The organism is Pseudarthrobacter naphthalenicus, from assembly GCF_029076445.1.
GTDB classification, from domain to species: Bacteria; Actinomycetota; Actinomycetes; order Actinomycetales; family Micrococcaceae; genus Arthrobacter; species Arthrobacter naphthalenicus.
Genome location: NZ_JARESG010000016.1, coordinates 46168 through 61310 on the forward strand (window position 1 = coordinate 46168; position 15143 = coordinate 61310).

Here is a 15143-nt window from a genome sequence, read left to right on the forward strand (position 1 = left end):
GGCTTCGGTAACCGTCCCTAGCTAGTCCGTGTCCTTGAACGAGGGCAAGGGAAACTGCGGTCATCCCGCAGGTCCAGTCATAGCAATAGCGGGGAAGGCAGTCGCGGCACGACAGCATGCGCTGCCTGGGTTGGGCTTGGTCCGGCAACTGACTGCCCGCCCGCTACGCTGGAGACGTGTATCTCTGTCGAGTAACAAACTGCCGCCCGATCGTTGGCCTTTTGATCAAAGGTCCGGGGGCCGAGCAGTATTTTCTTCGTCCGGAAGCGATTGAAGCGGAGCGTCACGGCCAAGGCTGGCTGTGACGTACAAGTTCCTCTTCACCCGTCGTTGGATGGGTTATCTGCTTTTGGCTGCCATTGTGGCAGCAGCTTGCGCGGGACTGAGCAAATGGCAGATGGACCGCAGGAACGATGCGGTCACCGAAATCCGTCGCATCCAGCAGAACTACGCTAAAGCCCCTATACCGTTCGAGGAAGCCCGGCAGTATTTAGAAGTCGCCGATCCTGAGGCGAAATGGACAGCCGTTTCCCTCACCGGCCAATACCTGGTGCAGGATCAACGGGTTGTCAGGAACAGACCAAACAATTCCGCTCCAGGGTATGAGGTACTCGTCCCGTTCCGGCTGGCCTCGGGTGAAACCATCGTGGTTAACCGGGGTTGGTTGCCAATCGGCAACGCCAGATCCGGCTACCCGGATGTGGTTCCGGAACCACCGGCAGGAAACGTCCAAGTTATCGTCCGTTTAAAACCGTCTGAACCAACGATTGACGGACGGACCGCCCCGGAGGGCCAGTTGGCCAGCATTGCTCTGCCCGAGTACGCCCGCCAGTTGGGATACCCGCTGCTGACCGGAAGTTACGGGTTGATGTCCTCGGAGACCCCCAGTGCCGGTGTTTCGCCTGCGCCTCTGTCGTTGCCGCGGGTACAGGAAGGTTCGAACCTGTCCTACGCCATGCAGTGGCTGACCTTTGGAATACTGGCGTTCGTGGGATTCGGATACGCTGCACGCCAGCAGGCCCGCATCGCCCGGAAGGACCGTGAAGACCAAGAGAAGAGCGGCCGCTCCGAATCCGTACTGCCGGCCCGCCGGGAGGCGAAGGCGCGGAAGCGCAACAGCTCAGATGAGGAAGAGGACGCACTCCTGGACCGTTTGGGCATCTGAGAACTCCCTGGCTGCACGCCAGAACCGGGCTCACGCTTTTACATTAATTCATCTTTGAATGTACTTTGGGTGGATGGAAGCCCTTACGCACGCCCCGGTGCTCGCACGGTTCGGTTACGCGGTCTCGGACCCGACCAGGGCCAGAGTCCTGCTGGCCCTGGCGGCAGCGCCTTCGTACCCCTCCGACCTGGCAGATTCCATCGGTGTCTCACGACAGAGCATGTCCAATCACCTGACCTGCCTGCGGGGCTGCGGGCTGGTGGTGGCCGTACCGGATGGTCGGCGGACCCGGTATGAACTTTCCGACGCCCGGCTGGGCCACGCGATCAACGACCTGATAGGCGTAGTGCTGGCCGTTGACCCGGCCTGCTGTGCGGTTGACGGGACGGATGGCATGAGTACGACACTCCAACCCCGCAGCCCGGCGCTTGCCTTGATTCGCAAGGGAGGCTGAGCTGTGCACTACGAGCTGCGCACCATACCGGGCTGCCCAAACTCCGGGCCGGCACTGGAGCTATTCCGAACCGCCCTGCAGGCCGAGGGTCGTAACCCAGAACTCGTGACGGTCCTTGAGGTCACCTCCGAGGCCGAGGCTGCGGCGCTGCAGTTCCACGGCTCCCCGGCGTTCACGGCCGGCGGGCAGGACCTGTTTCCTTCCGCGGCCGGAGCCGGGCTCAGCTGCCGGGTCTATTCCACCGATCGTGGTCTTGCCGGGCTGCCCTCGATTGCCTCCTTGCGGGCCGCTGTGCGCGGGTCCGCCGCCGGGGCGTGAGCATTCTGAGAACCCGGCGGTCCCTGGCCACACGCGCTTGCTTGTGATTTCCGCCGCCGCCCTCGCGGTACTGGACCTGCTGGTCAAGTTCACTGTGGTACAGAGCCTGGGTCAAGGCAGTCACGGTACTGCCAGGGACTTTGACCGGGTCAACATTCGCGTGGCCTAAGACACCAGGGTGAGGTTCGGCCTCGGTTCCTCGTTTTTCGTGCGCGGGTCGTTGCCGTGGCTACTGCCGTCTTCGTTGTGGTGTTGGCCGTATTCCTGGTCCGGGTCTGTCCAGTTCCGGGCGCGACTCTCCTTCTGGGCGGGTGGGCTCGGGAACCTTGTGGACTGGCTGGTTGGCAAGGGGTCGTGGTTTACCTGCACACCAAGTGGTTTCCGACCTTTTATCTTGCGGCGCTTTATCTTGCGGTGCTTAGTTGTGGCGGGGGCTGGGCCGGTGGTCTTGGAAACGGCGTGCGGCCTGGTGAGGCAAAAGAACTAAGCGGCAGGGGGAGTCGTTTTTATTGGCTTCGATCGATCGTCTTCCGGCCATTGGGGTTCGTCCGCGCAACGGTAGGCTCGGAGGCGTCAGGTCCCGTCTGAGGCGTCGACCGGATCACCAGTTGAGAGACCCCGGATTCGCCGTCCTACGGATGAATTAGGGCGCCGGCCCACCCGGAACGTTCCTGCATCATCGGCGGACGCCGCCGGACTGCCCTCACGGTTACATCCAGCCCTGCGGATTGACGGTCTGGCCGTTGAAGAGCACCTCGAAGTGCAGGTGACAGCCGGTGGAGTTCCCTGTCGTGCCCGCAGCGGCCAGGCGCTGACCGGCGGCAACGGCCGCACCAACGCCCGTCTCAATGGAAGCAAGGTGATTGTAGGTGCTTTTAAGGCCCTTGCCATGATCGACCACGATCCGGTTGCCGCCGCCGTAGGCCGACCATCCGGCCTCCACAACCGTTCCGGCCCCGGCTGCGAAAACGGCCGTCTGACAGGACGCCACAAGGTCGAGTCCAGTGTGGAGCTCCCCTGAGCCCCCCGTGATCGGGCTGGTGCGGAACCCGAACGGCGAAGATACAGACATGCTGGCCAGCGGAGCCCCGAGCAGGGACGAGGACACCGAAACGGCTGCGGCGGAAGAAGGCTGTTCCGGTCCGGCCGATCCGGACGGTAGAGCTTCGGATGCTTTGGGGGCCGGGACGGTGGTCACCGGGGAGCGGTCAAATGAGATGGCGGCGCCGGCGGAGGCCTGGGCCGGGACCTCGGCTGCAGCGGTGCCGCTTGCCGCTGTCACCACGGGACGGTCCGGGTCTGTGCCCGCATTCGCGGCGGTAATGGTTGCGCCCACTACCATGGCGGCGGTGATGGTGGCGGCCGCCGGAAGGTGCCGGCGAAGAACGGCGAAATCACGGGCGGTGGGACCCCTGCTGTGTCGGGGAGCGGCAGAGGTGGCGCGGAACCCGATGCGCGGCACCGGGTTACGGTGCCGGGCGCGGGCAGAGGAAGATGGCACAGAGGATCCTTTCAGCGCCTGCGAAGTTAGCTGTCGGGTTCGAGCCAAGGAATAAGCCCGGCCGGGTCCACGAGGCCACAGGAGCGGACATCAGGTTTCCGGCTTCACCCCAAGGCAGCGGTGGCTGCCAGAAATGGGTTCTCCGCCCCCGCCGATGAAGATCGTAGTTCGAGGCCGGCGGCAGGGCTGGGCGTACGACCTCGAAGGCTCTAATACAGAGATGCCTGTATCAACGCTACCGCAGCAAAGGCTAATCGTTACAATGCCGTGACTTGCGGCACTTAGGAAGTGGTCTTTTCGCCGCCTTCTTCACGCCCGATAAGGAATGGGATCAGTCCTCGCCCCGGGGGCCCCTCATCGCGCCCATGCCTTCGTTAGCGATGAAGGGCCAGCGACGGCAGGCCGCGTCTATCGTAGCCGTTCTGACCTGCCTGCCAGGTGCTCCAGGTATAGGTTGTAGGCATCCAGATCAGGATCGCCGCCGGCGATCGCCGCTGCGCGTTCTGACCGTATCCAGCCGCGGGCTTCGTCCCGTTGCCAGCGGACCAGGATGAACATCAGCAGCAGAACCCCCGGCAGCTCCCCGTAAGACCAGGCCAGTCCCCCGGCTACGCCCTGGTCGTGGATCGGGTCAATGTTCCAACTCTCGGGCGGGGTGGCAAAGAACTTCACCATCGGTTCGGTCGCCATCATGATGACCACACCAAAGAATGCGTGCAGCGGCATTTCGGCGAAGATATCAACCATCCTTCCGAGATGGGTCTGACGGGAGGGTAAGGGATCGGCGGAGATCAGCGGAACGGTAAAGAGGATGCCGGCCACAAGGAACAGCAGTTCCAGCCCGATGTGCCCGTACCAGTTCGGCAGCAGCAGGTCGGCCATGCCTGAGAAGTACACGCCGTAGAAGCTCAGCAGGAACAGCGGGACCATGAATCCTGGATGGATGGCCAGCCGCCCGCATCTGGAGCGCAGGCCCCAGATGGCCGCTTTTAGCACCGGCCGGCCGAACCTGTTGTGCGGTGTCGCCCGCAGGAGGAGGGTGCCGGGCGAGCCGATCACCAGCAGCGGCGGGACGGCCATCATCAGTGTCAGTTGCTGGAACATGAAAATGGAGAACATCCGAAGCCCGTAGCCTTCGATGCCTGCGCCCATGACTACGATGATGGCTGTGCAGCCGGTCAGGAACGACGCTGTGCGTATGGGCGACCAGTGCCGGTCCTGGCGCCAGAGGCTGATGGCCCCGGTCAGGTAGAAGAGGGCGGCTGCCAAAGCCAGTACCGGGATGAGCGGGACCGGCTGCAGGTTCGGGGCAAGGTACTCCCCCAGCGATGGGGGCAGGGACGGCAACCAGGCAGGTCCCTCGATTCCGGGCTCCCCCATCTCAGTGTCCTCCATCGTCGTGCCGAGAATTCAGTCTCAGGCCTTGCGTGCCAGTTGAAGACGGTCCTGCCCGGCGTGTCCGACGTGGGTCAGGCCCAGATCCAGGAGCATCCGGACGTGGGCATCGGCCAGCGAGTAATAGGCCATTCGACCCGAACGCCGCACCTCGACGACGCGGGGTCCGCGAAGCAGACGCAGCGCATGAGAGACACCGGATTCGCTCAGCCCCGTGGTGGCGGCCAGGTCGCAGACGCACATCTCCCCTTCGAGCAGAGCAATAAGGATCCGCACCCTGCCAGGATCCGAGAGCAACCCAAAGATCACGGCGAGGTCGGACACTTCGGAGCCCTGCGGCATCCTGGCCCGAACGGCTTCGACCCTGTCGGCATCGACCAGCCGCACCGCACAGTCGCTGCCGGAGCCGAAGGTCGGCGACGAGGCCGGGAGAGGGATTGCAGTCATGCATAAAGAGTACCTTTGCCTGCTAATGCTTCGCATTTACCTTTGGCCGGTGATCGCCGGGCACCCAGGCGGGACCGGCGGGCCGGATTAACGTCTGAACAACTCTACAGATAATGTTGTAGGGTGCCGTGTCCTGCGGCCGCCGACTTCCGGGCAGTACCGGCGGCTGGTACGGAACCATGTTCGGAGGATTCATTGTGGCTGTGAGGTCCGCTGCGGGGACGCCGGAAGTATCGCCGAAACCCTGGTGGCTGGCTGTGGCCGGCCTGATCGCGGTGACCGTGGTCCTGGCGGCGACGGTTTACGGCCGGGGCGTGTTGCCGGCGGAAACCCGGGACCCGGGCGCCCTGGTCCGATGGGGCTTCGGCATCGTTCAGACCGTTCACAACATCGCCGCGGCGGCGACGATCGGCGCGCTGGTCTTCGCCGCCTTCATAGTCCCGCCGGCCCTCACAGGACGGGGCGGTAAACGGCGGGGTTCGGATGCGGCCGGGCCTCCGGCCGAGCATCCGGCGTTTACCCGCATCATGGCTCTGGCCGCGGCCGCGAGCATTCTTTGGACGTTGTCCGCGATGGCGGTTCTCGTGTTCAGCTTCGCCGATCTCGTAGGAATGCCGATTTCCGGGAGTCCGGAGTTTGCCATGCAGCTGGCCTCCTACATCACCGAACTGCCGACCGGGACCGCCTGGCTGTGGGTCGTCATCATCTCAGCGACCGTCGCAACGGCGGCGTTTGCTGTCCGCTCCCCCGCAGGCCTGGCAGCGACCGCGGTCCTTGCCACGGTCGGGCTGGTGCCGATGATCCTGATCGGCCACGCCGCCGGCGGCACGGACCACGAACAGGCGATCAACTCCCTGGGCCTGCATCTGCTCGGGGTGTGCCTCTGGTTCGGCGGCCTGCTGGCCCTGGCCGTCGCCGGCACAAGGTTGGGCAAAGACACCGCAGCGGTCATCGGGCGGTTTTCCATCCTGGCCGGCTTCGCGTTCGCCGTCGTTGTCGCCTCCGGCCTAATCAACGCCGCCATCCGCATCGACCTGCCTGCCGGGCTCGCCTCACCGTACGGGGTGCTCCTGATAGCCAAAACCGCCGGGGCGCTGGTCCTGGGCGGAATCGGTTTCCTGCACCGCCAACGGCTCATTCCAGCCCTGGCCGCAGCGGCCGGAACCGCCAGGGCCGGCAGGCTGTTCTGGCGGCTCATTGTCATGGAGCTGCTGATCATGGGGGCGGTCAGCGGCCTGGCGGCGGCGTTGAGCCGCACCCCGCCCCCGGGAGGTGAGGACATCCGCCCCGCGCTGACGCCGGCCGAAATCCTCACCGGCTATCCCCTGCCCCCTGAGCTCACCCCGGAACGGTGGTTCACCGTATGGCGTCCGGACTGGCTCTGGATCGCCATCGCTGTCCTCGCTGCCTACCTTTACCTGCGGGCGGCCCGGGCACTGCACCGGCGCGGTGACGGGTGGCCGTGGGTCCGGAGCGTGCTGTGGCTCCTGGGCCTGGCCGCCCTGGTGTTCTTCACCTCCGGCGGCCCCTCCGTCTACGGCCGGATCATGTTCAGCGCCCACATGATCGACCACATGGCGCTGACCATGATCGTCCCGGTGTTCCTGGTCCTCGGCGCACCCGTCACGCTGGCCCTCAGGGCGCTGGCGCCGCGGCACGATGGTTCCCGCGGGCCGCGCGAATGGATATTGGTCCTGGTGCACTCCCGGGTGGCGGCCGTCCTGACCCACCCGATATTCGTTGCCGCAAACTTCGCCGGTTCCATCGTGCTGTTCTACTTTTCGGACGCCTTTGGCTTCGCGCTGCGCGAACACACCGGCCATGTCTTGATGACGGTCCACTTCGTCATCACCGGCGACCTGTTCATCTTGTCCATGATCGGCACTGACCCGGTGCCCCGGCGGGCGCCGTACCCGCTGCGGCTCTTGCTGCTGCTGGCCACGATGGCTTTTCACGCCTTTTTCGGCGTCACCCTGATGGGTTCCACCACACTCATTCAGCCAGACTGGTTCACTGGCCTGGGCCGGGACTGGGGCCTTCCCCCGCTGGCCGACCAGCAGATGGCCGGCGCCATCACCTGGGGTATCGGCGAAGTGCCGACGCTCCTGATCGCGATCGGGGTGGCCGTCATGTGGTCCCGCTCGGACGCCCGCGAAATGCGCCGCACCGACCGCGCCGCTGACCGAAACCAGGACGCTGAGCTGCAGGCCTACAACGCCATGCTGTCCCGGATGGGCGAAAGAGCCTACCGGGTACCGGCCCGCCCCGACGACCGCAGTGAGGTCCAATGAGAACGAACCCTCGACAGACACAAGCCCACCCGATTCAGGCAATCGTGAATCCAGCGATTTCTCTATTAATGCATCATGCGCGTCCTCTCCCGAATTGATGTCCTGGCCCGCTTCGGCCAAGCCCTCGCTGATCCGACCAGCGCGGCGATCCTGATGGAACTCCGGGACGGACCGGCGTTCCCTGCGGACATGGCAGCAGATATCGGCGTGAGCCGGCAAGCCCTGTCCCACCATCTGGCATGTCTGCGGGACTGCGGCCTGGTCAGAGCCGGGCCCGACAGCCGCCGGGTCCGCTATGAACTCTCCGACGCCCGGCTCGCACACGCCCTCGATGACCTGCTGCACACAATCCTCACCATCGAACCGGCCTGCACCTGCAGGGAGCCGGACTGCGCCCAGGAGAAGACCCCCATCGCCCCTACCCAGCCCAATATTGTTGAGGTGCATCCATGAGCGGACACGACCACGACCACGCCGCCGGAACCAGCCAGCGCGGGAAACTGATCATCGTCTTCGCCATCACCTTCACGGTGATGGCAGCGGAAATCATCGGCGCCGTCCTGACCGGAAGCCTGGCCCTGCTGGCCGACGCCGGACACATGTTCACCGACTCGACCGGTCTGCTGATCGCTCTCATCGCGGCATCACTGGCCCTGAAGCCGGCGACCCTCAAACGCACCTGGGGCTACAAACGCGCGGAAATCATTGCCGCCGCATTCCAGGCTGCCCTGCTGCTGGGCGTCGGCACGTTCGTCATCATCGAAGGCATCCGGCGCCTCGTCGAGCCGCCGGAAATCGCCGGCTCCACGATGCTGTGGTTCGGCATCATCGGCCTGGCCGGCAACGCCGTAGGGCTGATCGTTCTGGCCTCGGGCCGGAATCACAACTTCAACATGAAGGCCGCCTTCCTGGAGGTTCTGAACGACGCCCTGGGTTCGGTCGCGGTCATCGTCGCAGCGATCATCATCGCAGTCACCGGCTGGGTCCAGGCAGACGCCGTCGTGTCCCTGCTCATCGGCGTCCTGATCATCCCCCGGACCCTGAAACTGCTCCGGGACACCGTTAACGTGCTCATGGAAAACGCACCTGCCGGGCTGGATCTGGGCGACGTCCGCGAGCACATCCTGGCCCTGCCCCACGTCATCGACGTCCACGACCTGCACGCGTCCCTGGTAGCCTCCGGCACACCGGTGCTCTCGGCCCACGTCACCGTCGAGGACGGCTGCCTGACCGACGGGCACGCAGCCACGATCCTGGCTGACCTGCAGCGCTGCGTCGCCGAACACTTCGACGTCAGCGTCGAACATTCCACCTTCCAGATTGAAGCAGCAGCCCACCGCGACCAGGAAAGCATCCACCACTGATGTCACAGAATAAAACCAAGTCCTCCCCCGCCGCCGCAGACCCCGCCAGGAAGGCCCGGACCGTCATCTGGATCCTGCTCGGAGCCATCGTGGCCGCCGGCGCAATCTGGTATGCCGTGTTCACGTTCAATAAACCTGAACCGGTCGCGGTGCAGCCTGCGGCCGACGTCCAGCTGGTCCGTGATGACAGCCACCGGGTGACGTCCCCGGCCACGGAGAAGGCCCAACTGGTCGAGTTTTTGGACTTTGAGTGCGAGGCCTGCAAGGCAGCCGAGCCTGTGGTGGCGGAGCTAAAGGCCGAGTTCGGTGACCGGATTACCTTCATCAACCGATACTTCCCCCTCCCGGCGCACCGGAACTCCGCCCAGGCAGCCCTGGCCGTCGAAGCAGCAGCCCAGCAGGGCAAGTACGAACAGATGTACGCGAAGATGTTTGAAACCCAGTCGCAGTGGGGCGAGAAACAGGACTCCCAGGCGCCCCTGTTCCGAACCTATGCCCAGGAGATGAGCCTGGACATGTCCGCCTACGATGCCGCCGTGGCCTCCGAAAGCACCAAGGATATGATCCGCAGGGAAATAGCCGACGGCAAAGCACTCGGCGTGACCGGAACACCAACGTTCTTCCTCAACGGCGAAAAACTCGTCCTCAACACCATGGAGGAATTCCGACAGAAACTGGCCGACGCCGCGAAGTAGTCCTCCAGCGGATCCGGGGATCTGGGCACGAATTTGGTAACAGGAAGGGAGCACCTCATGACATGCCGGCGTGTGCCGTTCCGGTTGCTTCGCACCGCCGCGGTGGCCGGGTCGGTCCTGTCCCTGGCCGTCGCGGCACATCTGTTCGGCGGCGGCCAGCTTCCCCCAACCCCTGTACTGGCCGCCTGCACTGCCCTGGTAGTCCTGTGTGTCATGGTACTCACCCGCTGGAAGCTGAAAATCCCGGTGCTGGGAGCGGTCCTGACGGGCGGCCAGGTGTTCCTGCACTCATTGTTCTCCGCTCTCTCGACCGTAACCCCTGGCGGTTCCGCTTCTTCTGGTTCCGTGTCCGGCAGGCACCTTCACACGTCTGCCGGCGCCGGCATTCCCCTACCTGCAGCGCAGAACCTCGATGGGTACCTGCCCTGGGATCTTGAGCCTGCCATGGGCACCGCACACCTGGCTGCGACCCTGGTCACCGCCGTTCTGCTGGCCAAGGGCGAAGCAGCTCTGTGGGCGCTGGCAGCCTGGCTCCGCCCGATACTGTTCCTGTCGCCGGCCGACTTCGTTCATGTCACGGCCGCGCCGGCGCCGTCCCCGCGACGCTTTACCATACTGCGCCGGACGATGCCGCGTGCGCATCCGCGGCGCGGCCCACCTGCCTCGGCGTGAACCCGCACTTCGCAGCCACCGGCTGCCGAACGACACCGGCACGCCTGTTCACCGGAACGGCCTGCACCGATCTTTCCGAAGGTAACAAACATGAAACCCCGATCCACTTATAGGTCCCGCCTCCGGCTGGCAGCCGTGGCAGCTCTCCTGCTGCCTGGCGCCCTGGCGGCCTCCCCAGCGCTGGCCCATGACGCTCTGTCCTCAACGACTCCGGCCCAGGACGCCGTCGTGACAGCCGCCCCTGAGACCGTATCGGTGACCCTCACCCAGCCACCTACTGATTCCGCATCCCTGAACCTGAGTGTCATCACCGTCACCGACAGCGCCGGGACCACCGTCAGCGACGGCAAAGTAGTCGTTGACGGGCCGACGCTGGCCACCAAAACCGTTCCGGGAAGCCCCGGGACCTACACCGTGCTGTGGCGGGCCGTCTCCTCCGACGGACACCCCATCGAAGGTAAATACACCTTCACCGTCCAGGCACCGGCATCGGCGGCCACGTCGGAGCCGGCCGTTTCCGCGACTCCTTCCGCGGAAGCAGGCACCCCGTCCGCGGCCGCACAGTCCACGGCCACCGCGATACCGGCCGCCCCACGACCCAACGATGACAACGCGCCGCTGACAGTGGGAATCGCCTTAGGGCTCCTGGCAGCAGCGCTGGGCGTCACCTGGTGGGTACGCCGCAGAAACGCCAACCGCGGCGCCTGACGACCGGCTTCTGACCGGTGTTCCCGCTTCCCGGCGGGAACACCGGTCAGGAAACCAAAGGCTGCCCGGCGCAGTGTTCCTGAATCAGGGCAGTGAAGAGACTACCTCGTCGCGGGATCCGCGGCGGTTCGCGAGCATCCTCATCACCACGGCCGTAATGGTCGTCACCGCCATGGCCGCAAAGAAGACTGCTCCGGTGTTGAAGAGCACCTGCGCCACCCCCGGGAGCGGGGCAGCAGCGTCAGCGGCGATCATAATCGTGGCATGGTAAGCGGCCGTGGCGGCCAGCCAGAGCGCCCCGGCTACGGTGACAGCCAGCGACCAGCGCGAAAACCAGCGCTTCCCGGCCCGGTAAGACAGGGCCACGGCCAGCAGGACAATCCCGACGACGGTCAGCAACTGTGCGGGCAACAGATACGGTCCGGCGACGAGCCCGACCGGGATACACAGCCCGCCGATCATCAGCAGCCGCCGGCCGCCAAGCGGCATTCCCGCCGGGCCGGGCGTGGGGCCAGCCGCCCGCTGCAGGTCCTCGGGTGTCGTGTTTTCCGCTGTCATCGCATTTCCTTTAACCATCATCGTGGACCTGTCCTGGGTGGACGCAGGCCGGTTTCCGGGCCCGTATCGGCCCCTGACGACAGTACAGGATCAGATGGATCGACACTTCCGACGGCCCGGCCGGACAGGCCGCAGCCATGCGACCGGCGGTTAGTATCAGGACCACGCAGTGTCCGGGTCTGACTGCCGCTGCCCAGATCAGCTTCCCCCGTGCGGTACGGCCCCGCTGATCGGCGGCTCGCTGGCTCCGGTGACAACCCTGTTGCCGGACACGGCCTGGCTGTCCTGCTCCGAGGTGCTGAACTGCGCCCGGTAGCGCACGCGCCGGATGCGTCTGGTCATAGACACCATGAGCAGCACAACTGCTATGACCATGAAGGCCGTCATCGCGAATCCCAGGAATCCCGGCGTCACCTGGTCCGCGCTCAAGCCAGGCCTCAATCCGTCGTTACCAGGACCGGGAGTCGGCATCGTGCTCAGGGCACGACTGCCGGCTGCTGCCAAAAAATTTTGCACTGGGTCATCCTTTCTTGTCGGGTACTTCCGGAGGGGCATATGCCATGGATGATGTCATCCATGGTGGTCGCAGCGATCACGGCCGCCGCGACAGCGCCGGTGGCAAGCATAGGTTTTGTCGGCGTAAATGACCGCAGGAGACAGTTCTAGCAGCGCGGGCAGGGACGGGTGCGGCGTGAAAATCAGTCCCCGGTCTTTAGCCCCGAGGTCCGGAGAGCGCCGAGAATGTACAGACCCACCCCGACGGTGACGAAGGCGTCGGCGAGGTTAAAGGTGGGAAACCATCCGCTGTGCAGGTAATCCACGACACCGCGCCCGTCGAGCCGGTCGATGAAGTTACCGGCGCCGCCGCCCAAAGTCAGTGCCGCACCCGCCCGTGAGAGTCCCGACATCCCGGGCGCCGTCGACAGGGCGTACCACGTCATGGCCAAAATGATCGTGCCGGTGGCACCGGTGACGAGCCAGGGGGCCAGGTCCGCGCCGAAGCTGAAGGCGACACCGGTGTTATACAGCATCCGGATGTTCAACGGCCCTAAATCGACGGTCTCACCCCTGGAGAGCAGGGTTTCGGCCAGGGATTTGATCAGAAGGTCTGCGGTGGCAAGGACGGCGGCCCAGATGAGCAGAAAAATCCTGGTTCCTTTTGCGGTCCCGACAACCGGCGGCGTCACCGAAGGGCTTGCCGGGGACTGGGTGCTCATGCTGCCGGTTCCAGTGCCGGTGCCGGCGTCGCGGACAGGACCGCGGTCTTGCGGCTGAGCCGGCCGGCGCGGACGCCGTTGGCGATCACCAAAATCTCGGCCAGTTCGTGGATGAGGACCACCGCGGCGAGGCCGAGCAGGCCGAACAGTGCCAGCGGGATCAGGATGGCGATCAGCAGCAGGGACAGGCCAACATTCTGCAGCATGATCGCCCGGGTCCTGCGGGCGTGGTCCAAAACCTGGGGCAGGTGGTGCAGGTCTTCGCCCATCAGGGCGATGTCAGCGGTTTCGATCGCGACGTCGGTGCCCATGGCTCCCATGGCGACGCCGGTGTCTGCGGTGGCCAGGGCGGGTGCGTCGTTGACGCCGTCACCGACCATGGCGGTGGGCTGGCGGGTCTGGAGTGTGCGGATGATTTCGGCCTTGTCTTCGGGGCGGAGGTCGGCGTGGACTTCCGTGATGCCCGCTTCCTTGCCCAGGGCGGCTGCGGTGAGGGCGTTGTCGCCGGTCAGCATGGCCGTGGTGTAGCCGGAGGCGTTCAGCCGGGCGATGACTTCACGGGCTTCGGGCCGCAGTTCGTCGCGGACCGCGACGGCGCCGATCACGTCGCCGCCGGATTCGATGAGGACGGCGGTGGCGCCTGCCGTTTGCATCCGCTCGACCTCGGCTGCCAGCGGCCCGGGGCTGATCCAGCCCGGCCGGCCCAGGCGGACGGCCTTCCCCTGGAACAGACCTTGGAGGCCTGCGCCGGGGATGGTGTCCACGTCCGTCACGGCGGACCGGTCCGGTGTGGCGGCGAGGATGGCGCGGGCGAGCGGGTGTTCACTGCGGGACTCCAGCCCTGCCGCGAGGGCGAGGACTTCGTCCCGGGTGACGGATCCGGTGGCGGCGACATCGATGACTTCGGGCCTGTTCCGGGTCAGGGTGCCGGTCTTGTCCAGGGCGATGGTGCGGATCCGGCCAAGGGTTTCCAGCGCTCCGCCGCCTTTGATAAGCACCCCGATGCGGCTGGCGGCACCAACAGAGGCCACGACCGTGACCGGAACGGCGATAGCCAGCGCGCAGGGCGACGCGGCGACGAGGACGACAAGGGCGCGTTCAAACCACAGCAGGGGTTCGCCCACGATGAAACCGAAGATGATGATGAGGGCGGCGGCAATCAGGATGCCGGGGACGAGTTTCTTGGCGATGTTGTCTGCCAGGCGCTGCCCGGGTCCCTTGCGGGACTGTTCGGTCTCGACGATGTGCACGATGCGGGCCAGGGAGTTGTTCTCCGCTGTGCTGGTCACTTCGACCTCCAGCGGACCGGTGCCGTTGATCGACCCGGCATAGACCTCGTTTCCCGGGCCAGCCTCGACGGGCACGGATTCCCCGGTCAGCGCGGAGGTGTCCAGGGACGTGCGTCCCGTGAGGATCCTGCCGTCAGTGGCCAGCCGTTCCCCGGGTCGAACGATCAGCCGGTCGCCGGGGACGAGCTCTGCCGGGTCAACCGTGATCTCTGCCCCCCCGCGCAGGACCGTTGCTTCGGCCGGGACCAGGTCCAGCAGCGCGCGCAGGCCGCGGCGGGTTTTGGCCATCGAGTATTCCTCGAGCCCTTCGGAGATCGCGTAAAGGAAGGCGAGCATGGCCGCTTCCTCGACCTCGCCCAGGGCGACGGCGCCGGCCGCGGCGATCGTCATCAGCGTGCCGACGCCGATCTTGCCTTTAGCCAGGCGCCGGAGGGTGGAGGGTGCGAACGTCCATGCCGCGACCAGCAGCGCCCCGATTTCCAGGCACAGGCGCAGCCAGTCCGGGCCGGCCGCCAGTCCCAGGATCCATCCGGCCAGGAGCAGGGCGCCCGCGACCGCTGCGGCCCTGATCTCGCTGACCTGCCAGAACCCGGCCGCTTCCTCCGCCTCGTCGGCTTCAGTTGCGGGCTTGTCGTCGCTGCAGCCGCAGGCGTCACTCATCGGGCGTTCTCCTTCGTCAATCCGGCACCAGTGCTACCGGCGCCGTAGTTCGGGCACAGGCTAACGGCGTTGCCGGTCGCGGCAAGCAGGATCTCGGCCTGGGCGAGCATGTCCATCAGTTCCGGGCGGGACAGCGAGTAATAGACGCTGCGGCCCTGGACCCGGCCCTCGACGAGGCGGCAGTCCCGCAGACATGCCACATGCGCCGACACCGTCGACTGGGCCAGGCCCAGTTCGCCGGCAAGCTCGCCTACGCGCACTTCACCGCCGGCCATCCGCTTCACGATGCTCAACCGCGTCGGGTCGCTCAAGGAATGAAACAGCGCGGCTGCAGGATCGAGCCGGCCGCAGCCATCATCCGAACCGCCAATTTGAATCGTCATATGGCGATGATAGCTTAGAGCGGTGA

General features: G+C 65.6%; 17 protein-coding genes and 1 riboswitch. Of the genes, 9 read left to right on the forward strand and 8 right to left on the reverse strand.

The annotated features are described in order from the left end of the window. Positions 1-301 precede the first annotated feature (301 nt). The 3 genes from PY310_RS15475 (at position 302) to PY310_RS15485 (ending at position 1937) form a co-directional block, all read left to right on the forward strand. On the forward strand, positions 302-1165 hold the full coding sequence (locus PY310_RS15475; protein ID WP_275215360.1) for an SURF1 family cytochrome oxidase biogenesis protein: 864 nt from the start codon (positions 302-304) through the stop codon (positions 1163-1165). Between the two features lie 73 nt (positions 1166-1238). Then, complete coding sequence (locus PY310_RS15480; protein ID WP_275215361.1) at positions 1239-1619, forward strand: ArsR/SmtB family transcription factor; 381 nt, start codon at positions 1239-1241, stop codon at positions 1617-1619. Positions 1620-1622: 3 nt separating this feature from the next. Next, the gene (locus PY310_RS15485; protein WP_275215362.1) at positions 1623-1937 is read left to right on the forward strand and encodes a hypothetical protein; all 315 of its coding nucleotides are present in this window, start codon (positions 1623-1625) and stop codon (positions 1935-1937) included. 709 nt (positions 1938-2646) lie between these two features. Here the strand turns inward: PY310_RS15485 and PY310_RS15490 are convergent. The 3 genes from PY310_RS15490 to PY310_RS15500 form a co-directional block, all read right to left on the reverse strand. After that, positions 2647-3438 (reverse strand): M23 family metallopeptidase, encoded by a 792-nt coding sequence (locus tag PY310_RS15490; RefSeq protein ID WP_275215363.1) that lies wholly within the window; start codon positions 3436-3438, stop codon positions 2647-2649. Then, positions 3439-3628: riboswitch (cyclic di-AMP (ydaO/yuaA leader) on the reverse strand. It abuts the gene before it with no gap. A 218-nt stretch (positions 3629-3846) separates the two neighbouring features. Further along, positions 3847-4818: a cytochrome c oxidase assembly protein gene (locus PY310_RS15495; protein WP_275215364.1), complete on the reverse strand. Its 972-nt coding sequence runs from the start codon at positions 4816-4818 to the stop codon at positions 3847-3849. A gap of 36 nt (positions 4819-4854) precedes the next feature. Then, on the reverse strand, positions 4855-5280 hold the full coding sequence (locus PY310_RS15500) for an ArsR/SmtB family transcription factor (protein ID WP_275215365.1): 426 nt from the start codon (positions 5278-5280) through the stop codon (positions 4855-4857). Positions 5281-5477: 197 nt separating this feature from the next. Here PY310_RS15500 and PY310_RS15505 point away from each other — a divergent pair, with 197 nt between their 5' ends. The 6 genes from PY310_RS15505 (at position 5478) to PY310_RS15530 (ending at position 11010) form a co-directional block, all read left to right on the forward strand. Beyond that, positions 5478-7571 (forward strand): bifunctional copper resistance protein CopD/cytochrome c oxidase assembly protein, encoded by a 2094-nt coding sequence (locus PY310_RS15505; RefSeq protein WP_275215366.1) that lies wholly within the window; start codon positions 5478-5480, stop codon positions 7569-7571. A gap of 75 nt (positions 7572-7646) precedes the next feature. Further along, a complete protein-coding gene (locus tag PY310_RS15510; RefSeq protein ID WP_275215367.1) occupies positions 7647-8024 on the forward strand; it encodes an ArsR/SmtB family transcription factor in 378 nt (125 codons plus the stop codon). Further along, on the forward strand, positions 8021-8935 hold the full coding sequence (locus PY310_RS15515; protein ID WP_275215368.1) for a cation diffusion facilitator family transporter: 915 nt from the start codon (positions 8021-8023) through the stop codon (positions 8933-8935). The genes PY310_RS15510 and PY310_RS15515 overlap by 4 nt, the downstream gene beginning before the upstream one ends. Then, the gene (locus tag PY310_RS15520) at positions 8935-9630 is read left to right on the forward strand and encodes a DsbA family protein (protein WP_275215369.1); all 696 of its coding nucleotides are present in this window, start codon (positions 8935-8937) and stop codon (positions 9628-9630) included. Before PY310_RS15515 ends, PY310_RS15520 begins: the two co-directional genes overlap by 1 nt. A 57-nt stretch (positions 9631-9687) precedes the next feature. Further along, positions 9688-10302, forward strand: a complete 615-nt coding sequence (locus PY310_RS15525; protein WP_275215370.1) for a hypothetical protein — start codon at positions 9688-9690, stop codon at positions 10300-10302. Between the two features lie 90 nt (positions 10303-10392). Then, positions 10393-11010, forward strand: a complete 618-nt coding sequence (locus PY310_RS15530; protein ID WP_275215371.1) for a copper resistance CopC family protein — start codon at positions 10393-10395, stop codon at positions 11008-11010. Between the two features lie 84 nt (positions 11011-11094). Here PY310_RS15530 and PY310_RS15535 read toward each other — a convergent pair whose 3' ends face one another. From PY310_RS15535 to PY310_RS15555, 5 genes are all read right to left on the reverse strand, one after another. After that, positions 11095-11568 (reverse strand): hypothetical protein, encoded by a 474-nt coding sequence (locus PY310_RS15535; RefSeq protein WP_275215372.1) that lies wholly within the window; start codon positions 11566-11568, stop codon positions 11095-11097. 198 nt (positions 11569-11766) lie between these two features. Beyond that, on the reverse strand, positions 11767-11997 hold the full coding sequence (locus tag PY310_RS15540) for a hypothetical protein (RefSeq protein ID WP_419095504.1): 231 nt from the start codon (positions 11995-11997) through the stop codon (positions 11767-11769). 269 nt (positions 11998-12266) lie between these two features. After that, positions 12267-12785 carry a signal peptidase II gene (gene lspA / locus PY310_RS15545; RefSeq protein ID WP_275215373.1) on the reverse strand — a complete coding sequence of 173 codons (519 nt, stop codon included), beginning with the start codon at positions 12783-12785 and terminating at the stop codon, positions 12267-12269. Beyond that, complete coding sequence (locus PY310_RS15550; RefSeq protein WP_275215374.1) at positions 12782-14734, reverse strand: heavy metal translocating P-type ATPase; 1953 nt, start codon at positions 14732-14734, stop codon at positions 12782-12784. Before PY310_RS15550 ends, lspA begins: the two co-directional genes overlap by 4 nt. Next, entirely contained in the window at positions 14731-15117 is a 387-nt protein-coding gene (locus PY310_RS15555; protein WP_275215375.1) for an ArsR/SmtB family transcription factor, read from the reverse strand. The genes PY310_RS15550 and PY310_RS15555 overlap by 4 nt, the downstream gene beginning before the upstream one ends. Positions 15118-15143 lie beyond the last annotated feature (26 nt).